Below are 22168 nucleotides of genomic sequence, written 5' to 3' on the forward strand. Positions count from 1 at the left end.
ATGAGCTTTGAAGCAGTGTGCGCAGCCGATGAGGTGCAGGTGAACACGCCCAAAAAAGTTGAGCTTTCCGGCCAGCACATCGCAGTTGTGCGCGACAGCGACGGCAACGTCTTCGCTATTGGTGACAGATGCACCCACGGTGATATCTCATTGAGCGAAGGTTTCGTAGAGGACGACACTCTCGAATGCTGGGCGCACGGCTCACAGTTTTCGTTGCGCACCGGCTGGCCGCAAAACCTGCCGGCCTATGAGCCGGTCCCGGTCTTTGATGTGAAGATCGAAAACAACCAAATTCTTATTGATCCAACTCCGATTTACAGGGAGAAAAACGACTAATGGCAACTCTTGAAATTAAAGACCTGCATGTTTCAATCGAAACTGACAACGGTGCGAAAGAAATTCTTAAGGGTGTGAATCTCACAATTAACTCGGGTGAGATCCACGCAATCATGGGGCCAAACGGCTCAGGCAAATCAACCCTTGCCTCCACCATCGCAGGTCACCCAGACTATGAGGTGACCAGCGGCTCAATCACCCTCGACGGTGAAGACGTGCTTGAAATGGAGGTTGACGAGCGCGCTAAAGCCGGTCTCTTCCTCGCAATGCAGTATCCGGTAGAAATTCCGGGCGTCACCATGTCAAACTTCCTGCGCACCGCGAAAACCGCTATCGACGGTAACGCACCGGCGATCCGCGACTGGATGAAAGACGTGAAGGGTGCGATGGAAAACCTGCGCATGGGTGGTGAATTCCTCGAGCGCAACGTGAACGAAGGATTCTCAGGCGGTGAAAAGAAGCGCGCTGAGATTCTGCAGCTCGAACTGCTAAAGCCAAAGTTTGCGCTGCTCGACGAAACCGACTCCGGCCTTGACGTTGATGCGCTGCGCATCGTGTCAGAGGGTGTGAACCGCGCGCACGAGAGCAACGACCTTGGCGTGCTGTTGATCACCCACTACACTCGCATCCTGCGCTACATTAAACCCGACTACGTGCACGTTTTTGTTGACGGCAAGATGGTAGAGCAGGGCGGCCCAGAGCTTGCAGAGCAGCTTGAAGAAGAGGGCTACGATCGCTACCTTAAGGCTGCTGCATAACCTGATTAAAGAAGCAGTGCTTCACAACTCGCTGGAGTCAGAGTAAAATCAGTCTCCAGCGAGTTCATTAAACAGAAAGGCATTTTTTTGACTCAGCCGCAGTTTGCCAATATGGATCCTGCCTTTAAAGAGCAGGCGCTTGAAGCGCTGAAAAATGTTTCTGACCCAGAACTCGGGGTAAACATCGTCGACCTCGGTCTCATTTACGACCTCGCCTACGATGAAGCAAATGACGCGCTTGTTGTGTCAATGACGCTGACGAGCGCCGGCTGCCCGCTCACTGACGTTATCGAAAACGATATTGCTGAAGCACTCGACGGCCTTGTTGCCGCATTCCGCATCAACTGGGTGTGGATGCCGCCGTGGACTCCGCAGCGCATCACCGATGACGGCCGCGACATGATGCGCGCCCTAGGTTTTTCAATCTAGTGATTTCAGTAGAGAGTCTGGCGATTGATGTTGGCGCCAGACGGTTAATGAGCGACGTCTCGTTCACGGTCAACCCCGGTGACAAAATCGGCTTGGTTGGCCGAAACGGTGCGGGCAAAACCACCCTCACTAAAGTTCTCGCCGGTGACAAACAGGCGAGCGAGGGGCGGGTGAGTGTGCGCGGCAAGCTCGGGTTTTTGCCGCAGGATCCGCGATCCGCAGACCCCGAACAGATAGCACGCAACCGCATTTTAGACGCGCGCGGTTTGGGCACACTGCACGAACAGCTCGCGGTAGCCACAGAGCAAATGTCGAGCAGCGATACGACGGTTGCCGAACGCGCGATGAAACGCTTCGGTCGGCTGCAGGATCAGCTGCACACACTCGGCGGTTATGCGGCAGAGAGCGAAGCGGCGACGATCGCCCACAATCTCGGGCTGCCTGATCGTGTGCTCGAACAACCACTGGGCGAGCTGTCGGGTGGGCAGCGGCGACGCATCGAATTAGCGCGGATCCTTTTTTCCGACGCCGACACGATGATCCTTGACGAGCCCACAAACCACCTCGACGCCGACTCTATTGCCTGGCTCAGGCAGTTTCTGCGCAGCTATAAAGGCGGGGTCATAATCATCAGCCACGACGTAGAGCTGGTAGACGAAACCGTAAACCGTGTCTTCTATCTTGACGCTAACCGGCAGGTTATCGACATCTACAACATGGGGTGGAAGCACTATCTGCGCCAGCGTGCCGCCGACGAGGAGCGACGCCGTAAAGAGCGGGCCAATGTTGAAAAGAAAGCCAGCGCGCTAAAAGAACAGGCTGCTCGCTTTGGGGCGAAAGCCTCAAAAGCTGCCGCAGCACACCAGATGGTCGCCAGAGCCGAGAAAATGCTCTCCGGGCTTGAGGCTGTGCGGCAGGTTGACCAAGTGGCAAAACTGCGTTTCCCCGATCCGCAACCCTGCGGGAAAACACCGCTCATGGCTGAGAGCATCTCAAAGTCTTACGGTTCGCTGGAGATTTTTGCCGGCGTTGATCTGGCTATCGATAAGGGCAGCAAAGTTGTTGTGCTCGGCTTTAACGGCGCGGGTAAAACCACACTGCTGCGCATCCTCGCCGGTGTTGATAAGCCAGACACCGGCAAACTGATAGCAGGGCACGGTTTAAAGGTTGGATACTATGCGCAAGAGCATGAAACACTCGATGTTAAGCGCTCTGTGCTTGAAAACATGGTGTCTGCCTCGCCGCATTTAACCGAAACAGAGGCGCGCAAAGTGCTCGGCTCGTTCCTCTTCACCGGCGATGACGTGCATAAGCCGGCTGGGGTGCTCTCAGGCGGTGAAAAAACTAGGCTTGCGCTTGCAACGCTGGTTGTTTCCAGTGCAAACGTGTTGCTGCTGGATGAGCCAACAAACAACCTGGATCCGGCCAGCCGCGAAGAGATCCTAAACGCGCTTGCGACATTCACCGGGGCAGTGGTGCTGGTCTCGCACGATCCGGGCGCGGTTGCAGCCCTCAACCCAGAGCGGGTGCTGATTATGCCCGAAGCTACCGAAGACATCTGGTCTGCAGACTATCTCGATCTGATCGAGCTTGCTTAACCGTCTAACAGTTCGTCTTCGATATCGGCGTCGCTCTTACCGCGTTTTGCCTCACGGGCACGCTGTTTGGCCTGCGCTTTTTCTTCCATCTGTTTAACCCTTGCGGATCCGCGGTTAAAGTTTTTAAACTCCTGCCGTGCCGCGTACCACACCCCGGATCCCGCGATCGCAATGAAAACTATCCACTGCAGTGCGTAAGACAGATGCGGCCCCTCATCTAGCGCGGGTTTGTCGGGCAGTGCGCCGTGCTCTACAGTCGGTTGAGCAGCAATAAACATGCCATACGCAGCGGTTATCAGTTGTTGCTCACTAATGGCAGGGCCCTTGCGGTTTGCCACCTCTAACATGTCAGAGACGTTGAGCGTGCCAACAGTTTCAGTGGTTGAAACCCGGTCTTTAATTTGCGGTTCACTCGCGCGCAGTCGAATTGTTAAATCGTGCGTTTTACCCGTTGGGGGAGTAGGCAGCGCGGCAAAATCGGCTGCGGTGTCACCGTCTAATGAATAGTCGACCCAACCGAGATCGACAAAAATAACTGTGCCGTCGGTCGCTTGAAAAGCGCGCACCACGTCAGAGCCAGAGCCGCCAGCGCCGGGGCGATTGCGTGCGAGCAGCGGCTCGCCAACAAATTCACCGGTCACAGTAACCGGCAACCACTTCATGTCATCGGTGTCGAAGCTGTCACCGGGGCGCAAAACCTCTGACAGGTTTTTTGCGGGTGCGTCATAGTTATTGACGATTCTGGCTATTTCAGCGCGCGCCTCTTCGCGACGGTTGAACTGCCAGTCACTGAGCAGCACACAGGCAACCGCGAAAATAACCAGCATCGCGTAATAGCCGATCCACCGTGGTGAATACAGAAAACGCCACCCGACATACTTATTTTGTTCGCGATTCACAGTTCTGTAATTTCCTCAATCTCGACTGGGAAATCTCTTGCCGCTAAAAAGTTAAACAGATACTCGCGGTGTTTAGGGCAGGCAAGCCATATTTTGGTTTTACCGTTGCTGTGAATTTTTGGATTGCGCCACAGGAGCTTTGCCGTTGCGTGCGCGAGGCAGTTCGTGCGCGAACAGGTGTAGCGCGGCAGACTCTCATCAAACAGATTGCGGATCACAGCGCTTAAGACTCCCCATAAATGCGTTCACCTGAGCTTTTCCGATCCGCAAAAGCATCAACAACAATAGTGTGCGGGGTGCTCGCTGCTGGGGCACTGGGTGCCTCCGGGGTGATCGCAGCTGGCGTCACCGTCTGAAATTTAGCATCATCGACTGTTGGCGCGACAGCGTTGGCGATCATAACCGCGAAATAGGGCAGCACAACCGCCCCCACAATTGCAAACCATGACAGCTGCAGCGGCAGAAAAAACAGCGACGCAACGCACACAAAGCGGATCGCCATCGAAAGCAGGTAAAAACGCTGGCGTCGTGCCCGATCTGCGGCAGGATCAACGCCCACACTCGTGATATTTACCGACTCCGACACGACCACCTCCCACATTCAGTGTACGCCTTCCTTGAACAGCTAGCATTAATGAAAATGGTTGATCCCACAAGAGGAGGAAATGTGGCTCAAGAGACTGGCCGAGTAGTTCTAATCACCGGTGGAAATCGCGGCATTGGGTGCGCTATTGCTGAGCGTCTGATCGCTGACGGTCATCGTGTTGCGGTTACCTCACGCTCCGGTGAGGGAGGGCCCGAGGGCGCATTTACCGTGCAAGCTGACGTTACTGACTCTGCAAGCGTTGACGCAGCATTTAAACAGGTTGAAGAAAAATGGGGGCCGGTTGAGGTGGTGGTGGCCAACGCCGGCATCACTAAAGACACTCTGCTGATGCGCATGAGCGAAGAAGAATTTACCGGTGTGATTGACACCAACCTAACCGGCGCTTTCCGTGTCGTGAAGCGCGCCTCAATGGGATTCTTGCGCGCAAAATTTGGCCGTGTGATCCTGATCTCAAGTGTTGTCGGTCTCTACGGATCGCCGGGGCAAACAAACTACGCCGCATCTAAGGCTGCGCTTGTCGGGTTTGCGCGCTCACTCACTCGCGAACTAGGCGGGCGCAACATTACCGCAAACGTGATCGCACCGGGCTTTATTGACACTGAAATGACTGCGGTGCTGCCAGAGGCGCAGCAGAAACAGTATCTAGCAAACATTCCTGCGGCTCGTTTTGGTGATGCCTCTGAAATCGCCGGTGTTGCATCATTCCTCGCAGGCCCCGACGCAGCCTACATTTCAGGCGCTGTCATCCCTGTCGACGGCGGTCTCGGGATGGGTCACTAGCTATTAGTAGCTGTGCGGTTAGCCGAGGCGATCAAGCAGCGGAATAATGTGTGCGAGAGTGTCGTCGAAACAGTAGTCGGCGACCTCGCGCACAGCTGGTTTTGCTTGATAGCCGACGCTAATTGCCGCGATCCGCATCATTTCAATATCGTTGGCGCCGTCACCAACCGCAATGGTGTGAGACAGGGGAGTGCCAAACTCTGCCGCCCATTTTTTCAGGTAGTCAGCCTTAGTTGCTGCGGTCACAATCTCCCCGCTGACAGTGCCGGTGAGTTTGCCGTCTGCAACCGTCAGCCGATTCGCATGCCAGACGTCGACCTTTTGCGCTGGCATAACGAGATCAAGCACCTCTAGAAACCCGCCAGAGACAACAGCAATATGCCCGTTACGCGCGTGCACTGCTTCGACAAGCTCGGTAAAACCGGGGTTGAAATTAAGCTGTTTTGCGGTCTGCTCGAAAACACTTTCTGGCACACCTTTAAGGGTTGCGACACGCGCTTTCAGGCTTTCAGCAAAATCGTACTCACCGCGCATTGCGGCATCGGTGATAGTTTTTACTTCCTCATAAGATCCCGCGGTCTTGGCGATAATCTCAATCACCTCTTCGCGGATCGAGGTTGAATCACAGTCGAGCACTACCAGTGGCGCGTTTTTGTTCATATCTAACATTGTATTTGCGTTCAACGCTAAGGCGTGCCGCACGGTTCTTTAAGAATGCCAGAGTAGGCTAAATTGCATGGTTAAAGTCATTAATTTTGACGACGTCCGTTACGTGCGCGGTGGCCGGGCGATTCTGAACGGTATTAATTGGACGGTAGACAGCTCACAGCGGTGGGTGATTCTCGGTCCAAACGGTGCGGGTAAATCTACGATGCTGAAGATTGCCGGTGTGAGCGACTACCCAACCTCAGGCACAGTAGATGTGCTTGGGGAGCGCTTGGGGCGGGTAGATATTTTTGAGCTGCGCACAGCTATCGGTATCGTGACCCGCGCACACGAGCGACGCATTCCGCTAGACGAGACCGTTTTTAATGTTGTTTTGACTGCGGCCTACAGCGTGGCTGGCCGTTGGCATGAACAGTATGACGAGCTTGATGAAAAGCGGGCACACCGTGTGCTCGCTGAGTGGCACCTGACCGATCTCGCAGAGCGCACTTTCGGCACCCTCAGTGACGGTGAGCGCAAACGTGTCATGCTCGCGCGCGCCGTAATGACCGATCCAGAGCTGCTGTTGCTCGATGAACCTGCCGCAAATATTGATCTGGGCGGGCGTGAGCAGCTGTTGCAGATGCTCTCCGGGTTTGCAAAGTCGCCCGACAGCCCAGCCATGATTATGGTGACGCATCACGTGGAAGAGATCCCGCCGGGCTTCACACACATGCTGCTCTTGGGTCGAGACGGCAAGCCCAAGGCGCAGGGAGCTATTTCTGAGGTGCTCACTTCAGAAAATCTGTCAGCCGCATTCGGGGTTGAGCTAAAAATTAGCAGCGAATCAGACCGTTATTTCGCTGTTGCTGCAGCATAACTCGAATTTAAATGCTATATTAATCTATTGGTGCGATTAGCTTCGCTATTTAGACTTTCGCGTAAACACGCGCAAACTCAAACTTTAGAAGGATCATCATGAAGAAAGAAACTCACCCTAGCTACGAAGCAATCGTATTTCGCGATCTGGCTTCAGGTGAAACCTTTTTGACTCGCTCAACCCTCACCAGCGACAAGACCATTGAGCTCGACGGTGAAACCTACCCGGTTATCGACGTTGAAATCTCAAGCGCATCACACCCGTTCTACACCGGTAAGCAGCGCATTCTTGACTCTGCAGGTCGTGTTGAGAAGTTCAACCAGCGTTTTGCTGGCTTCGGGCAGTAAGTCTTTTTGCTGACAGCAGTTTATTGCTGCTGTTGCAGGTGCGGCGCTCAAAGAGTTTGAGCGCCGCACCTTTTTATTTAACCGGCCAAGTGCCTGATATGACTGCGTCGGTTTTGCCTATGCGGTGCAGGTAGGCCTCAAAATCGGCTGCCTGCTCTACAGCCCACCGCACCTGTGCGGTATGGAGTTCAGCTGGTGTTTTAGGGAAGTCGTCTGCGTCACCGAACTTCTCCAGCATCGCCAGCATCAGCAGGCCCGCCGCGAGCGCATCAGCATCTGCTGTGTGAGCTGCACTGAGTGTAATCCCGTAGTGCTCGCAGGTGACCTCGAGTGTGCGTTTGCCTTTGCGATACTTCCAAAAGTGTTTATCGAGCACGAGCGGATCAAAAACTGTGCTGTTTTCTTTGACTGGTAAAAGGCCGTAGCGTTTTGTTTCGCTTTTAAGGATCGATAGATCAAACGGCGCATTGTAAGCCAGAATCGCATACCCCTTATCAGCGTGTGAGTTTAGGAGCGCCACAATCTCTGTGATTGCCTCAGCCGGGTGCTGCCCGTCACGCTCGGCAATTTCAGTTGTTATGCCGTGCACCCTGGATGCCTGCTCCGGGATTGGAACTCCTGGATTGATAAGCCAATCGTAGGTAGTTTGCGCCTCGCCCGCTGCAAAAACAGTTGCTGAGGCGCTCACAATTCGCGATGCGGCAGTGTCTATTCCGGTTGTCTCAGTATCGAATGCAATGAAATTTTTAAACGCTGTTAGGTCTTTTTGTGACATGTACTTATGGTAACGCGGGGGTGTATGACTTTATCTCGCTCTTAAAAGCTCTAAGCCGCACTTACTAGACTGAGAGGGTTATGGAAACTGAAGTTTTGTATGTGCCGATGGCAGGGGCTGGCGCCACTGCGGCCTGGGTAACCGGCCCTGATACTGGGGTGCCAATAGTGCTTGTGCACGGTTTCCGCGGTGATCACCACGGCCTTAATTTGATAGTCGACGGAATACTCAAAACACTCGGCTCACAGGCGAGTGAATACCGCATTATTGTTCCTGATCTGCCCGGGTTCGGTCAGACTCCAACTATGAACGCCACCCATGATATAGCTGGGTTTGCCGCTTGGTTGCAGCAGTTCTGTCACGCTGTGGCGCCCGCTGGCGCACACATAATTGCCCATTCGTTTGGCACACTGGTCTCTGCTGCAGCTGTTGGTGGGGGGTTGCAGCCACTGTCGCTGACCCTCATTAACCCGATTTCGGCGCCGGCGCTTGAAGGGCCGCGCGCCCTAGCAACCAAGCTCGCTATCGCCTATTACAGGGCTGGAGCTGTGCTACCGCAGAAAATTGCGCACAAACTTTTGAGCAATGGCATCATTGTGCGCGGTATGAGCGAAATTATGGCAAAAACTCGCGACCGGCAACTGCGCGGTTGGATACACCGGCAGCACAGCCTTTATTTCAGTAATTTCGCCGACACAAACTCGCTGCTTGAAGCCTTTCAAGCGAGCGTTAGCACCACCGTTGGAGAAGAGCTTGGCGCTACTGCGCTCCCAATACAGCTCATCGTCGGTGAAAAAGATGATATTACTGCACTGCCTGAGCAGCTAGCCTTGGCTAATAAACTGCCAAAAGCGCAAATTCATATTGTTGGGGGAGTCGGGCACCTGGTGCACTACGAAGCACCTCTGGAGGCCGCGCAGCTTGCGATTAAATTCATACAGAGTCTGAAATAATGACGATTCTGACATGGGAAGATGCGCCGCAGGCGGTGCTTGCAGATTTTGTGCACCTCACCGAAGTGCAGTTGCGCTCTAAATCAGAGGTCGCGCACGGTGTGTTTGTCGCTGAATCAGAAAAGATTATTAATCGTGCGCTGCAGGCTGGGCTGACACCGCGCGCTGCGCTGCTGCAGGAAAAACATCTAGATACTTTAACCCCTCTAATAAAGCAGTATCCTAAAGTTCCGATAGTGCTTGGAACGAGCGAGCAGCTTGCCGCTGTTACCGGTTATAACGTGCACAGGGGAGCATTGGCAACGTTTAATCGCCCCAGACCTGCTGAGATCACACCGCTGTTGCAAAATGCAAAGACTGTGGTTGTGCTGGATCAGCTTGTAGACCATGCAAATGTGGGGGCGATATTTCGAGCTGCTGCAGGTCTCGGCGCAGACGCAGTATTACTAACAGAGGGGTGTGCGGATCCGCTCTATCGACGCGCAATAAAAGTGAGTATGGGGAGCGTGTTTAACGTCGCATGGGCGCATCTGCCACGGTGGGAGGAGGCGGGTCCGCTGCTGCGGAAGATGGGATTTACGCTCGCCGGTCTCGCACTAAGAGAAAACGCAGTGGATCTTCTGGAGTTTGCAAGTAATCCGCCTGAGAAAGTGGCGTTTTTACTCGGCTCTGAGGGGCCGGGTCTATCTAGAAAGGCCCTTGGAGCCTCTGATGTGCTTGTCAAAATTCCGATGCAAAACGGTGTTGATTCACTCAATGTCGCACACGCCGCCAGCCTTAGCTTGTGGTCGTTGCGCGCAGTGTCGCAGTTAAATCAAAGCTAATCCGGCTAGTTTGGTAAGGGCGACGCCAGCAACAACGAAAGGCAATAGGATTTTGACGAATATGCTTAACAGGTCACGTTTAGCCGCTTCGTTCACCCTGTTGATCGCGGGTGTTGCGGGGTTTGCAGCTTACTATGTTGGCGTGCTCACAAGAACCGGACAGTTGGCCGAGGCGAGTGTGCTAGAAACGGCTAACTACAAGACCGATCCCGGTTTTCCGATAAATATGGTGTCACCCTTATCGGTTTTTCTAAGCCTTGGTGTGCTTGTTGTGCTCACACTAGCGGTGTGGAGTATCCGCCGTGCGCTGGTGGTGCTGCTGGCGTCACTCACAGCACTGTTTGGGTCACAGCTGTTAAAGAATGTGCTGCTAGACAGGCCGGTGTTAATAGACGCGGCGCTGACGCACAATTCCTTTCCAAGCGGGCATATGACGGCTATTGCGGTGCTCGGGATAGCGCTGATATTTGCTGTGCCGGCCGCGATTCGTGGTTTTATGTCAGCTTTAGTTGGTTTTGGTCTGAGCATAGTTGCGCTGCAGGTGATGACCGCCGGATGGCATCGTCCGAGTGACATGGTTGGCGCGCTGGCGCTCACAATCGGAAGCTACGCGCTCTGGAGCTTAATAATTGCGCACGGCGACAATAAAATTGCGCTGCTTGGCTCCTTGGTGCGTTTTCTGTTGCGCGTATTATTTGGCCTTGCCACATTGGTTGCGCTGATCTTTTTAATTTTTGCCGCCTTTACAAGAAGCGACGCGGCAATCATGGTCGGCGCATACACGGCGGTAATTGCAGCCTGCATCTGGGTTGCTAATCGCGCCACTCTGCTATTACGTTGATAATACATATTATGTCAGTTTAAGTATTCTGAGGAGCTGTTCGCTTATCACCGCGAGTGAAATCAACTCCCCTCGCGGTGACGCGGCAGATTACCGACTTAGAGCGCTTAATCGTTTTCCTGAGTTGCTTTCACCCAAGCGTCAACTGTGCTGAGTGCGGCGCCTGAATCAATTGCCTCATAGGCTCGCTGCAAATTCCTTGCTATACGCTCGTTGAAATCAGCGCTGCCCAGATTTTCATCTGTTGCAAGCTCATACGCTGTTAGCCCCGCAGCTGCATTGAGTGCAACTATTTCTCGCACAGGGCCCTGCGCGCCGTTGAAGGTGTCTCGCATGATTTGTGCATTTTCTGCTGGATCCCCACCTTGAAGCTCTGCAATTGTTGCACGCCCGATGCCAACATTTTGCGGATCAAACTCGAGAGATGTAATTTTGCCCCCCGCAACTTGATAAACAGTCGAGGTGGTTGTTGTCGTTAGTTCATCGAGCCCGTCACCGCCGTGGAACACCAAAGCCGTTTGCTTTCGCAGCGCAAACACCTCAGCTATTTTTGGTGCAAGTTCTGCATTTGCTACACCAATCGCAGATGCGATCGGTTTTGCCGGGTTGCAGAGCGGCCCTAAGTAGTTAAATACGGTTGGGATCCCTAACTCTTTGCGCACAGGCGCAACGTGCGCAAAACCTGGGTGCATATTGGGTGCATTTAAGAAGGCGATGTTTGCTGTTTTAAAAACACTAAGCTGCGCCTGGGCGCTTAAGCCGTGGCTGCCGCCGAGTGCTGCCAGCACATCTGACGCGCCCGATTTGCTCGATACTCCCCTAGCTCCGTGTTTGATAACCGGGACGCCCGCCGCAGCTATAACCATTGCAGCGCTTGTTGAAATATTGACAGTGCCAACCTTGTCACCACCGGTGCCCACAATATCTACAGCGTCACTGCCGAGCTTTGTTTGTGTCGCGTGCGCAAGAGCTGCGTCGCTGAATCCAAGCAGCTCACTAGCTGTCACGCCCTTACTTCGCAGAGCTACGAGAGTGCCGCCGATCTGTGCTGGAGTCGCCTCCCCCGTCACGAACTGGGACATTACCCACTCGGCCTGCGACACGCCAAGCTCGCGCCCCGCGAGGAGTGTTTCGAGAATGTTTGGCCATGATTCAACGGTGTTTGACATGCCTAAATTTTACAGAAAACCCGCTAATTAATGGTGTACTTCTAGGAGTTCTGCACCGCTAAACGGGGTCGCTTTACGCAAAATCTGAAATGTTTCATTAAAACCACCTGCAAATGCGCTGCACTCACGGCATTTATTCAGGTAAGATGGCAGAGACCGTTTAGTTGCGGTTGTGAGCGCTTGCTTTGGCTTGCGGGAACAGCAGCGACCAATATGAAAAGGTGAAAAGTTACAAGATGGCTACCAAATCAGCCGTGCAGGCAGTGAAGCGGCCTAATATCGTCGCCACTGGCACGATTATCTGGCTCGGCAGTGAAGTTATGTTCTTCGCTGGTCTTTTTGCAATTTACTTCTCTCTACGCGCTATGGCCCCTGAACAGTGGGCGGCAGAAACAGCGAAGCACAATTTCATTTTCGCGCTCATTAACACGCTGATCCTGGTGGCATCGTCTATCACCTGCCAGATGGGTGTGTGGGCGGCAGAGCGCAGCCAGCCATACCGTCTTGGCGGCCCGCTGCAGATCAGCCGCTGGGGCACCGTCGAATGGTTCTACCTGACCTACTTCATGGGCGCGATCTTCGTTGCCGGTCAGGTGTTTGAGTATGCAACATTTGTTTCCCACGGTGTGACACTTTCTAGCAACGCATACGGCGCTGCTTTCTATCTGACCACCGGGTTCCACGGTCTCCACGTTTCTTTGGGTCTTATTGCATTCCTGCTGGTAATCGGCCGTATTTACGCAGTAAAGAACTTCACCCACAAAGAAGCAACTAGCGCAGTCGTAGTTTCTTACTACTGGCACTTCGTTGACATCGTTTGGATCATCCTCTTCTGGATCATCTACATCGCTAAGTAAGCGCAGTTTAGATCGGGATATAGATTATGGCAAAGTCAAAAAAGCTTAAGAAAACAGGACGTCGGCATCCGCTTGCCACGTTGGCACTTCTCGGTATCGGTCTAATCATCACCGGTGGCGCATACGCTGGAATTAACCAGGTATCAGCAACCGCTGAAGTTGATATGACCTCTGCTAGCACTATTGAAGAGGGCCGCAAACTGTTTGCTGCAAACTGCGGCACATGCCACGGCATGAACGCTGAGGGCACTCCAAACGACGGCCCGTCACTTATCGGTGTTGGCGCTGCTTCTGTGCACTTCCAGGTTGGCACCGGCCGTATGCCACTGGCCTTCCAGGGTCCGCAGGGCATGGTGAAGCCAAAGCAGTTCACAGAAGAACAGACACTGCAGATGGCTGCTTACATCGCGTCACTCGCTCCAGGGCCTGAGATTCCAGACTCACGATTCCTGCAGGCAGACGGCGATGCAGCGCGCGGTAGCGAACTGTTCCGCATTAACTGCGCAATGTGCCACAACGTTGCTGCAGCCGGTGGTGCTCTGACACAGGGCAAGTTTGCACCAAGCCTGATGGGTGTTGACGCTGCTCACATTTACGAGGCAATGGCAACCGGCCCACAAAACATGCCGGTGTTCTCAGATGCAAACCTGACCGCTGAAGATAAAGCTGACATCATCAGCTACCTCAAGTACATCGAAAACGAGACTTCTGTTGGTGGCTTCAAGCTCGGCTCTCTCGGCCCTGTAGCCGAAGGTCTGTTTATCTGGGTGATTGGGCTTGGCGGGCTTGTCGCACTCACTGTGTGGGTGACCTCTAAGTCAAACTAACTCTCCCCTGTTGGAAAAATCTTTTAACCGAAATAATTAGGAGCTAAATTGGCAAAGGAAGCGAAAGACGGCATTAACGGCGCCGTTGTCGCCAGCCAGAGCCACGATGCCTACCCGCAAGATGGTGGCACCGCGGTGATTTCCTCTGACGCGGTAGAGAACCCTGGTCTGCCAGCGCATCGTAAGCGCGTGACCGATCTCGACCCTAAGAAGGCTAAGCGAGCTGAGCGCATTGTGTTCTCACTGTTCTACCTCTCAATTGCAGGTAGCCTCGGTGCAGTTCTCGCCTACATGTTCTTCCCAATCGAATCAGGTGAACTGTTTGACATACGTCTGCACACCCTGTTCGTTGGTTTGGGTATGGCACTCGGTCTGCTCGGCATTGGTATTGGTGCTGTGCACTGGGGCAAGGCCTTAATGCATGACGGTGAATCGATCGACTACCGCCATCCGGTAGCCACTAACGAGGAAGATCGCAAAACCGCTGCTGAGATTTTTGCACTCGCAGATGAAGAGTCTGGTTTCAGCCGCCGCACCCTGGTGCGCAACAGCCTGATTGGTGCTCTAATCGCTTTCCCGCTGCCCGGTATTACCCTGCTGCGCAGCTTGGCGCCACAGGAGTATGATCCGATCGATCTCTTGAAGCACACAATGTGGGACAAGGGTGTGCGTTTGGCTCGCGACCCGAGCGGTGTTCCAATCAAGGCATCAGAGGTAACCATTGGTTCTGCTTTCCATGTAATTCCAGAGAATCTGTACGAAGCAGAGCACCCGCTTGACGAGAAGGCAAAAGCAATCGTGCTGCTTATGCGCCTCAACAAGGACGAATTAAAAGAGCCTGAAGATCGCAAGTCTTGGTCATACGACGGTATCGTCGCCTACTCAAAGGTTTGCACCCACGTCGGTTGCCCTGTTGCACTCTACGAACAGCACACCCACCACCTCCTCTGCCCGTGCCACCAGTCACAGTTTGATGTTTCTGATCAGGCAAAGGTTGTGTTTGGTCCTGCAAAGCGTCCACTGCCACAGCTTCCTATCACTGTTGACGACGAGGGTTACCTCATCGCGCAGAGTGACTTCCAAGAACCTGTTGGCCCTAGCTACTGGGAGCGTCTGAAGTGAGTAACGTAACTCTCGAAAAAAAGGCTGGCCAGACCAGCTTTACAGCAAAAGCAGCAAACTATCTTGATGAGCGCACCAAGGTTGGCGTCGCCGTTAAGGAGTTCGGCCGCAAGGTATTCCCAGATCACTGGTCTTTCCTGCTCGGTGAGGTTGCGCTTTACAGCTTCGTTGTAATCTTGCTTTCAGGTACATTCCTGACGCTCTTCTTCCAGGCATCAATGGTTGAGACACACTGGGATGGTCCCTTTGCACCGATGAAGGGTATTGAGATGTCTGCCGCTATGGCGTCGACCCTCGATATCAGCTTCTCAGTGCGCGGTGGTTTGTTGGTGCGACAGCTCCACCACTGGGCCGCTCTAATGTTCGTAGCATCTATTGGTCTGCACATGCTGCGTATATTCTTCACCGGCGCATTCCGCAAGCCTCGTGAGCTTAACTGGGTGGTAGGCTTCGTGCTCTTTGTGCTTGCAATGGCTGAGGGCTTCACAGGCTACTCACTCCCTGACGATGTGCTGTCAGGTAACGGTCTGCGCATTATTGACGGCATTATGAAGGCAATTCCGGTTGTTGGTACCTGGCTCAGCTACCTCTTTTTTGGTGGCGAATTCCCGGGCATGGATATCATTGGTCGCCTCTACATGCTGCACATTATGGTGCTGCCTGCTCTGGTGATTCTGTTCATTGCACTGCACCTTACCTTCGTGGTAATTCACAAGCACACCCAGTTCCCTGGTGCCGGCCGCACTCAGGAAAACGTTGTAGGGTTCCCAGTGCTGCCTGTTTACGCAGCTAAAGCTGGTGGCTTCTTCTTCATCGTGTTTGGTGTTTTGGTGCTAATCTCTGCAACCTTTAGCATCAACCCGATCTGGAACTACGGCCCATACGATCCTTCACCGGTTTCCGCTGGTACCCAGCCTGACTGGTACATCGGATTCGCTGACGGTGCGCTACGTCTTGTGCCACCGGGCTGGGAAGCTGAATGGTTCGGTTACACCTGGTCATTCAACATGCTTGCACCGCTTATCGTTATCGGTATCTTCTTCATAATTGTGGCTCTCTACCCATTTATTGAAGCTTGGGTTACCGGTGATAAGCGCGAGCACCACCTCCTTGACCGTCCACGCAACGCACCTACCCGTACCGCAATCGGTGCAGCCGGTGTTACCTTCTACGCTGTGCTGTGGGCTGGTGCTAGCTCCGACCTGATGGCGACTCACTTCCAGCAGTCTCTGGAGTTTATGATTCACATGCTCCAGGTGTCACTGATTGTTGGCCCTATTCTCGCCTTCGTTGTCACCAAGCGCATCTGCCTCGGTTTGCAGAAGAAAGACCGTAGCATCGCGCTGCACGGTTACGAATCTGCACGCATCGTGCGTCTGCCGGGCGGTAAGTTCACTGAGGTGCACGAGCCTGTTTCTGACGCAGAGCGCTGGGAGCTTGTCAGCTACCACGACTACGCACCGCTGGTGCTGCGTCCTGACGCAAACGGCAAGATTCCGTTTGGGCGTCGTGTGCGTGCTGCTATTAGCCGGTTCTTCTTCGAGGATCGTATCGTCCCACCAACTAAGGGTGAGATCGAAGCTGCTAAGCACGATCACCACTAATAGGTAAAGATTTCGGGGGTGTGAGTTATCTCACACCCCCTTTTCTTTTATATAACTTATGCCGTATATCAGGTGCGAAGATCTGATTTTACACGTACAGAAAGAGGCTCCAGAGATTCACACCACTCCCCCGTGTTTCGCCACCGGTCACCATCTTTCGCAGTTTGGCGTTAGTGGCGCGGGTTGAGCAGCGACATCAGGTTGTCTTCATCATGGGTGCCACCGTGAGACAGGGGCGTCAAACGTCCATTGACATCGCAGCATTCGCAGAGCAGATGGCGGACGACATAGGCGGTACGGATCTTTCGCCAGGCTGCTGTAGAGTTTGTTGATCTCATGGTCACGCTCATACCGGCGATAGTTCCGGTCGGCCTCTCTTCACGTGTTCAGGGCAGTAGCGGGTGTCGGTGAGAGCTTGGCAGCCAAGCCACCGGCACGGAATAGCAGGTCGAGGCGGCATGATCCATCACCTCCCACGCTGCCGGGGATACTGAATCCCCCGAACTATAGTGACTGCGGGGGATTTCGACATATTTTCAACTGCTTACAGTGTAGACGACCTGCAAGCGCAAATGCGTTCGTGTTTTGTCCACCTAACTCTCAACACGGAGAATATTACGGAAGTAAGCCTGAATGAGGTCTTTAGGGATAATTTCGCTGGACCCCTTACCAACTTGTACCCCCTTCTCCTGTCGAATCCGCTGCCAAGGTGTCCCAACTGCATGTGTCATATCACTCAACTCGTCACCAGAGAGTGAGCCATAGTTCCGAAGAACAGCTCCGACTATGACAGATTCCGTGCGGTTAAGATTGGTGGCGTCTCCAAGCGGAAGATCAGAGTCAGTAATGCTGTACGCGCCACGATGGCGGCAATACAAGGAGCGAGACACAGGGCCAAACTGCCACGCTTCGAAGTCCTCCTCAAAAAGAGGCTTTCCAGTCAAGGCTAGCACCCATCCTTGAGAGAAATAAGCAAGCTTCTGGAGCTTGCGAGTGGAGATACCATAGGAATAGTGTTTAAGAATCTCCTTAGAGACATCGAAAATATCAGCCATGGTCGTCCTCCCTTCGTTCTTTCAGCTTACCCAGCCGCTCGGCAAGATGCCTTCGACACCCTGGAGCGAAGTTAACTCAGGGACAACATCACGGGCAGCACTTGGCAGCAAGTCAAGGCCGTGTGAGAGCAACGTCGCAACCGTTTGGCCGATCGCTTGATGTTCCTGTGTCCACAGCACGCGTTCACGAGAATCCACCATCAAGGCACCGAGATTTCGATGCTTACCGATTAGGGGAAACTCCATGTACGAGCACCAGACCGAGCCTTCGTAACGAGAGAAACGATCATCATCTTCTGGAACTAGCGAAAACGGCCTACTTGAGTGACCAAGTGCAATTTCAATCGCGTGGTTACTCGCTTTTTCACCCGGAATAAAGTACCTGCGTGGCACATCAAGTCGACCACGGGATCCGATAAGTTGCAAGTAGTGATCCGATCCTTCCAGGTTTTCACCTGGAGGCACATCGCTGATGTCTTCAAGCCGGTACAAGCACAGTCTCAGGCCATCCTCGGGAAACAAGTGAACACCTGCAGCTAGAACTGCATCCGTAAAAATTTCTGCAGTCTTCATGCCCCCATCGGAGGATGCGAGATTTAAAAGAGGCGTAATGATGCCGTCAAGGTGATCATTGAAGTTGGTGATGTGCTTATTGCGGCGTTTCTCGAGTTCTCTTGTGCGTCCATCAACCCACACTTGAAAACCCACAGCTGTTATAGCAGAAATGGTGATCAGGATTAATCCGAGTACCGATCGTGAAGTGAATACTGCAGCCACGTCCACTAAGAGTGTACCGAGTGCACCAAAAATGATCGCTATTACCTGAACGCAATATACGGCGTAACGCAACAGATCAGATTTGCCCTTGAAATCTGACCATTCTTCTACCGATGACTTAGGGCCTTTCCTTCGCCGCATACCTCCATTCTACCCCGAAGGTATGCGGCGAAGGAGACTGCCCCAAGAGAGATCTAGCGTCCATAGAGAAGGGCGGACAGATGCTCTAGCGCCTTAGCTCTACGCTTGTAGGCCATGGAGCGCTCAACGCGAAGCCGGTCGCAGATCGCAATGATGGCATCGGTTTGCATGGTGTCTTCACCTAGGTAAAAGGTCTCAACCATCCACCTCTCGTCACCGGACAGGGGTACCCAAGCGGGCAGGAACACTGGGCGGTTAAAAGGTCACAAGATTCTTCTCTCTAATCTTGAATATGAATCAATCAAGCGGCTAAATCGTAGTTTGCGCGCATTTGATCCGGCGTGGCATAAAGTCTCTGAGACATCAGGCAGCGTGCAGAGTATTTATAGGGCTGCAAAGAGGCAGCCCTACCTCACTCGAGACAGCTGCTGCTGGGCTCGCTAGCATGCTGCGTGCTGGATGGCATGCGAAGACACTGAGGCATGCTGTGGAAGATGCCCGCCTTAAGGGTGGTGCGTTTAGCCGAGCTCCAGAATTTTACGGTAGTGCTGCCCGATAGGCTCAAACCCGCGGTGATTGTAGAAGCGCCCGATGTGCGAAGTCATTGCAGACAGCTGACGCACGCCACGACCCATACAGTAGTGCTCATTAGCCGCTACAAGGCGATCTCCGATGCCGTGACCGCGCACAGATTCATCAACAATTAACTCCTGCAGATGCGCTGTGAGGCCCGGTGCGTGCAGCAGTCGGGAGACGGTCATCAGGGAGTATCCGGCAACCCTGCCTTCATACTCCGCCACAAAAAGAACGTTGGTTTCTTGTTCACGATAACGCAGCACATTATCAAGCGCCACCGTGAATTCGTCAATGGTGATTGGTTCACGGCCTGTTACATACTGCGAGGCCAGCCCGAAGAGCTGTTTAGCATCTTCAGACTGGCCTCTGCGAATAGTGATAGTCATACTGACATCTTAGCGCGCGAAGTTACCTCTGTAGTATTCGAAGATAAGACCGACAACGCCGAGCAGTGCAATAGGGCCGCCGTAGAATGCGAGCCAGTAGCCGTTAATGCACAGACCGAGAGTAACAACCGCGATACCGAATGCGAGAAGCAGCGGCCACCAGCTCCAAGGGCTGAATTCGCCGATCTCAGGATCTGCGTCATCGATATCTGCCTCAGCCTGATCCTCAAGAAGCTGACCGCCCTGCTTGCGGTAGTTGAGGGTCAGGTAGCCAACGTAGAACAGCGCGAGGAACCCTGAGCCGGCAACTGCGAGGCTACCAGCCCACTCAACCTCACCGTTGTAGGCGATCATATGCCACACGGTGTACAGGGTTGCAATCACGAAGAAGTAGACGGCAAGCACCGAATAAATTACGATGTTCGATTTCATTGTTTACCTACCTCTTAGTGTGATGCTGTGACAGCTGGTCGTGGAGCAGGCTGCTCTACCCCGCTCACTTCTGGGTGGTGCAGGTCGAAAGCAGGAGACTCGCTGCGGATACGTGGGATTGAGTTGAAGTTGTGACGTGGTGGAGGGCAGCTTGTTGCCCACTCGAGTGAACGCCCGTAACCCCATGGGTCGTCAACTTCGACCTTCTTACCATTGCGCCAGGTGATGTAAACGTTGAGCAGGAATGGCAGCATCGAAACTGCGATCAAAACTGATCCGACAGTTGACAGCTGGTTCATCCAGGTGACGCCGTCCTCTGGCAGGTAGCTGTAGTAACGACGTGGCAGAACCTTAACACCAATCCAGTGCTGCACGAGGAACGTAGCGTGGAAGCCGATGAACAGGATCCAGAACTGAATCTTGCCGAGGCGCTCATTCAAACGCTTACCGGTAAACTTTGGCCACCAGAAGTAGAACCCTGCGAACATTGCGAACACCACGGTGCCGAAAATCACGTAGTGGAAGTGCGCAACCACGAAGTATGAGTCTGACAGGTGGAAGTCGAGTGCCGGTGAGGCAAGGATAACACCGGTGAGACCACCGAAGATGAAGGTTACCAAGAACCCGAGAGCGTAGAGCATTGGGGTCTCGAAGGTGATGCTACCCCGCCACATGGTGCCGATCCAGTTGAAGATCTTCACACCGGTTGGCACCGCAATAAGCATTGTCATCAGCGCGAAGAACGGCAGCAATACCGAACCGGTTACGAACATGTGGTGCGCCCACACGGTCATAGACAGAGCAGAGATTGAGATTGTTGCGTAAATAAGTGTCTTGTAACCGAAGATAGGCTTGCGGCTAAAGGTTGGGAAAATCTCAGACACGATGCCGAAGAATGGCAGCGCGATAACGTAAACCTCTGGGTGCCCGAAGAACCAGAACAGGTGCTGCCAGAGAATTGCGCCGCCTGTTGCTGCGTCGTAAACGTGCGAACCGAAGATGCGGTCTGAGGCGAGTGCCAACATAGCTGCGGCAAGCACAGGGAAGATCAGAAGGATCAAGATTGAGGTGATGAGGGTGTTCCATGTGAACACCGACATGCGCCACATCGTCATGCCAGGAGCACGCATTGTCAGGATAGTGGTGATGAAGTTAACACCACCCATAATGGTGCCGAAACCACCGATGCCGAGGCCCAGCACCCACAGGTTTCCACCGATACCAGGTGAGAAGGTTTCGCTTGAGAGCGGTGCGTAGGCAAACCAACCGAATGAGGCCGCACCCTGCGGGGTGAAGAAACCACCAACAGCGATCAGTGAACCAAAGGTGTAGAGCCAGAACGCGAAAGCGTTAAGACGCGGGAAAGCCACATCAGGTGCGCCGATCTGCAGTGGCAGCAGCACATTTGCGAAGCCTGCAAACAGTGGTGTTGCAAACATCAGAAGCATGATTGTGCCGTGCATGGTGAACAGCTGGTTGAACTGTTCACGTGTGGCGACAACCTCGAGCCCCGGTGCCCACAGCTGTGCACGAATAACCAGAGCCATCAGGCCGCCGACTAGGAAGTACACGAAGGAGCTAATCAGGTACATGTACCCGATTGTTTTGTGGTCTGTTGACGTCAACCACGAAACGATTACGTTACCTTTTTTCATTTCAGTATTTCCTCTTATGCCTAGTGGCCCTCAGGAGCGCTGGTGCCGGGCAGGTTCTGATTAGGGTTGTAGTCGACACTGAGCAGACCCTGATTCTCAGGATTCGCTGCAAGGCTCGCGATGTATGCATCGTACTCGTCCTGCTCGACCACCTTCACCTGGAAAAGCATGTTTGAGTGATATTCACCACAGAGCTCTGCACACTTACCAACAAATGTACCGGTCTTAGTTGGAGTGAAGTACATGTAGTTGGTCTTACCAGGAATCATGTCCTTCTTGTAGAGATACTCAACAACCCAGAATGAGTGGATCACGTCGCGCGACTCGAGCTTTACCTCGGTGCTCTTATTTACCGGCAGGTAGAGAGTCGGCATCGTGTCAGCAGTTGGTGAGCCGTTCTGATCGGTCTGCACCTGCACACCGGAGAAGTGAACATTCTCATCGGTGTAGTTGAAATCCCAAGCCCAGCGCTTACCGATAACCTCGATGCGGTTATCTGGGTTTGCAATAGGCTCTTCAATTGCAGACTGGGTTTTTGCGGTAAAAGCAAAGAAGCCAATGATCAGAATCACCGGGATCACAGTGAAGAGTGTTTCGATCGGCATGTTGTAGCGCAGCTGCACAGGCACACCGGTCTCACCCTTGCGACGGCGATAAGCAATGGTAGCCCAAATCACGAGCGACCACGCAATGACACCAACAACAAGCAGCACGATCCATGAGGTGGTCCAGAGACCGATAATGCTGTCGGTGTGATTTGTCGCTCCCTCTGATCCTTCAGGAAGGAAGCCCCGGGTCTGGTTCGGTGTACAACCAGCAAGGAGAATGCCCGCACTGGCTACCGCAGCACCCGCTGCCCATTTCTTAAGACGTGTAGAACGCACTGCTTACCTTT

General features: G+C 53.5%; 27 protein-coding genes. 14 read left to right on the top strand and 13 right to left on the bottom strand.

Annotated features, from left to right (window positions below):
- The 4 genes from HCQ99_RS01215 (at position 1) to abc-f (ending at position 3121) form a co-directional block, all read left to right on the top strand.
- Positions 1-336 (top strand): Rieske (2Fe-2S) protein, encoded by a 336-nt coding sequence (locus HCQ99_RS01215; RefSeq protein ID WP_166984755.1) that lies wholly within the window; start codon positions 1-3, stop codon positions 334-336.
- Positions 336-1094, top strand: a complete 759-nt coding sequence (gene sufC, locus HCQ99_RS01220; protein WP_166984757.1) for a Fe-S cluster assembly ATPase SufC — start codon at positions 336-338, stop codon at positions 1092-1094. The genes HCQ99_RS01215 and sufC overlap by 1 nt, the downstream gene beginning before the upstream one ends.
- Before the next feature lie 111 nt (positions 1095-1205).
- Complete coding sequence (locus HCQ99_RS01225; protein ID WP_166986415.1) at positions 1206-1523, top strand: metal-sulfur cluster assembly factor; 318 nt, start codon at positions 1206-1208, stop codon at positions 1521-1523.
- A 47-nt stretch (positions 1524-1570) separates the two neighbouring features.
- Positions 1571-3121: a ribosomal protection-like ABC-F family protein gene (gene abc-f, locus HCQ99_RS01230; RefSeq protein WP_424945195.1), complete on the top strand. Its 1551-nt coding sequence runs from the start codon at positions 1571-1573 to the stop codon at positions 3119-3121.
- Here abc-f and HCQ99_RS01235 read toward each other — a convergent pair.
- Genes HCQ99_RS01235 through HCQ99_RS01245 form a run of 3 tightly spaced genes read right to left on the bottom strand, consistent with a single transcriptional unit; the run spans position 3118 to position 4606 of the window.
- Positions 3118-4020, bottom strand: a complete 903-nt coding sequence (locus HCQ99_RS01235; protein WP_243854497.1) for an SURF1 family cytochrome oxidase biogenesis protein — start codon at positions 4018-4020, stop codon at positions 3118-3120. The two genes, abc-f and HCQ99_RS01235, sit on opposite strands and share 4 nt — an antisense overlap.
- Positions 4017-4238 carry a hypothetical protein gene (locus tag HCQ99_RS01240; protein ID WP_243854496.1) on the bottom strand — a complete coding sequence of 74 codons (222 nt, stop codon included), beginning with the start codon at positions 4236-4238 and terminating at the stop codon, positions 4017-4019. Before HCQ99_RS01240 ends, HCQ99_RS01235 begins: the two co-directional genes overlap by 4 nt.
- A gap of 5 nt (positions 4239-4243) precedes the next feature.
- Positions 4244-4606, bottom strand: coding sequence for a DUF3099 domain-containing protein (locus tag HCQ99_RS01245; RefSeq protein WP_166984761.1), 363 nt, complete (start codon positions 4604-4606; stop codon positions 4244-4246).
- 81 nt (positions 4607-4687) lie between these two features.
- Between HCQ99_RS01245 and fabG the strand changes: the two genes are divergently transcribed.
- Positions 4688-5407 (top strand): 3-oxoacyl-ACP reductase FabG, encoded by a 720-nt coding sequence (fabG, locus tag HCQ99_RS01250; protein ID WP_243854495.1) that lies wholly within the window; start codon positions 4688-4690, stop codon positions 5405-5407.
- 18 nt (positions 5408-5425) lie between these two features.
- Here the strand turns inward: fabG and serB are convergent, their stop codons facing one another.
- Positions 5426-6067, bottom strand: coding sequence for a phosphoserine phosphatase SerB (serB, locus tag HCQ99_RS01255; RefSeq protein ID WP_166984765.1), 642 nt, complete (start codon positions 6065-6067; stop codon positions 5426-5428).
- A 76-nt stretch (positions 6068-6143) separates the two neighbouring features.
- Between serB and HCQ99_RS01260 the strand changes: the two genes are divergently transcribed.
- On the top strand, positions 6144-6932 hold the full coding sequence (locus HCQ99_RS01260; RefSeq protein WP_166984767.1) for an ABC transporter ATP-binding protein: 789 nt from the start codon (positions 6144-6146) through the stop codon (positions 6930-6932).
- A gap of 98 nt (positions 6933-7030) precedes the next feature.
- Positions 7031-7279 (top strand): type B 50S ribosomal protein L31, encoded by a 249-nt coding sequence (locus tag HCQ99_RS01265; RefSeq protein WP_166984769.1) that lies wholly within the window; start codon positions 7031-7033, stop codon positions 7277-7279.
- 73 nt (positions 7280-7352) lie between these two features.
- Here HCQ99_RS01265 and HCQ99_RS01270 read toward each other — a convergent pair whose 3' ends face one another.
- On the bottom strand, positions 7353-8054 hold the full coding sequence (locus HCQ99_RS01270; protein ID WP_166984772.1) for an exonuclease domain-containing protein: 702 nt from the start codon (positions 8052-8054) through the stop codon (positions 7353-7355).
- A gap of 80 nt (positions 8055-8134) precedes the next feature.
- On the opposite strand from HCQ99_RS01270, the gene HCQ99_RS01275 reads away from it, so the two are divergent.
- The 3 genes from HCQ99_RS01275 (at position 8135) to HCQ99_RS01285 (ending at position 10672) form a co-directional block, all read left to right on the top strand.
- The gene (locus HCQ99_RS01275; protein ID WP_166984774.1) at positions 8135-9007 is read left to right on the top strand and encodes an alpha/beta fold hydrolase; all 873 of its coding nucleotides are present in this window, start codon (positions 8135-8137) and stop codon (positions 9005-9007) included.
- Positions 9007-9831, top strand: coding sequence for a TrmH family RNA methyltransferase (locus tag HCQ99_RS01280; protein WP_166984776.1), 825 nt, complete (start codon positions 9007-9009; stop codon positions 9829-9831). The genes HCQ99_RS01275 and HCQ99_RS01280 overlap by 1 nt, the downstream gene beginning before the upstream one ends.
- 61 nt (positions 9832-9892) lie before the next feature.
- Entirely contained in the window at positions 9893-10672 is a 780-nt protein-coding gene (locus HCQ99_RS01285) for a phosphatase PAP2 family protein (RefSeq protein ID WP_166984778.1), read from the top strand.
- Positions 10673-10779: 107 nt separating this feature from the next.
- Here the strand turns inward: HCQ99_RS01285 and trpD are convergent, their stop codons facing one another.
- Positions 10780-11841: an anthranilate phosphoribosyltransferase gene (gene trpD, locus HCQ99_RS01290; RefSeq protein ID WP_166984780.1), complete on the bottom strand. Its 1062-nt coding sequence runs from the start codon at positions 11839-11841 to the stop codon at positions 10780-10782.
- Between the two features lie 236 nt (positions 11842-12077).
- On the opposite strand from trpD, the gene ctaE reads away from it, so the two are divergent.
- The 4 genes from ctaE to qcrB are packed head-to-tail and all read left to right on the top strand — an operon-like array spanning position 12078 to position 16251.
- Positions 12078-12698, top strand: coding sequence for an aa3-type cytochrome oxidase subunit III (gene ctaE, locus HCQ99_RS01295; RefSeq protein WP_166984782.1), 621 nt, complete (start codon positions 12078-12080; stop codon positions 12696-12698).
- 26 nt (positions 12699-12724) lie between these two features.
- Entirely contained in the window at positions 12725-13525 is an 801-nt protein-coding gene (qcrC, locus tag HCQ99_RS01300) for a cytochrome bc1 complex diheme cytochrome c subunit (protein WP_166984784.1), read from the top strand.
- 48 nt (positions 13526-13573) lie between these two features.
- The gene (gene qcrA, locus HCQ99_RS01305) at positions 13574-14647 is read left to right on the top strand and encodes a cytochrome bc1 complex Rieske iron-sulfur subunit (RefSeq protein ID WP_166984786.1); all 1074 of its coding nucleotides are present in this window, start codon (positions 13574-13576) and stop codon (positions 14645-14647) included.
- Entirely contained in the window at positions 14644-16251 is a 1608-nt protein-coding gene (gene qcrB, locus HCQ99_RS01310) for a cytochrome bc1 complex cytochrome b subunit (protein WP_166984788.1), read from the top strand. Before qcrA ends, qcrB begins: the two co-directional genes overlap by 4 nt.
- Positions 16252-16421: 170 nt before the next feature.
- Here the strand turns inward: qcrB and HCQ99_RS06980 are convergent, their stop codons facing one another.
- The 7 genes from HCQ99_RS06980 to ctaC form a co-directional block, all read right to left on the bottom strand.
- The gene (locus tag HCQ99_RS06980) at positions 16422-16589 is read right to left on the bottom strand and encodes a hypothetical protein (protein WP_243854758.1); all 168 of its coding nucleotides are present in this window, start codon (positions 16587-16589) and stop codon (positions 16422-16424) included.
- 255 nt (positions 16590-16844) lie between these two features.
- Positions 16845-17306 (bottom strand): Panacea domain-containing protein, encoded by a 462-nt coding sequence (locus HCQ99_RS01320; protein WP_166984790.1) that lies wholly within the window; start codon positions 17304-17306, stop codon positions 16845-16847.
- Between the two features lie 21 nt (positions 17307-17327).
- A complete protein-coding gene (locus HCQ99_RS01325) occupies positions 17328-18224 on the bottom strand; it encodes a hypothetical protein (RefSeq protein WP_166984792.1) in 897 nt (298 codons plus the stop codon).
- 518 nt (positions 18225-18742) lie between these two features.
- Complete coding sequence (locus HCQ99_RS01330; protein WP_166984794.1) at positions 18743-19186, bottom strand: GNAT family N-acetyltransferase; 444 nt, start codon at positions 19184-19186, stop codon at positions 18743-18745.
- Between the two features lie 9 nt (positions 19187-19195).
- Positions 19196-19618: an aa3-type cytochrome oxidase subunit IV gene (gene ctaF / locus HCQ99_RS01335; protein WP_166984796.1), complete on the bottom strand. Its 423-nt coding sequence runs from the start codon at positions 19616-19618 to the stop codon at positions 19196-19198.
- Between the two features lie 14 nt (positions 19619-19632).
- Positions 19633-21273, bottom strand: coding sequence for an aa3-type cytochrome oxidase subunit I (gene ctaD / locus HCQ99_RS01340; RefSeq protein WP_166984798.1), 1641 nt, complete (start codon positions 21271-21273; stop codon positions 19633-19635).
- Positions 21274-21293: 20 nt separating this feature from the next.
- On the bottom strand, positions 21294-22157 hold the full coding sequence (ctaC, locus tag HCQ99_RS01345) for an aa3-type cytochrome oxidase subunit II (RefSeq protein ID WP_166984800.1): 864 nt from the start codon (positions 22155-22157) through the stop codon (positions 21294-21296).
- Positions 22158-22168 lie beyond the last annotated feature (11 nt).

The sequence above is a fragment of the Canibacter zhoujuaniae genome (assembly GCF_011752015.1).
Taxonomy (GTDB): Bacteria; Actinomycetota; Actinomycetes; order Actinomycetales; family Microbacteriaceae; genus Canibacter; species Canibacter zhoujuaniae.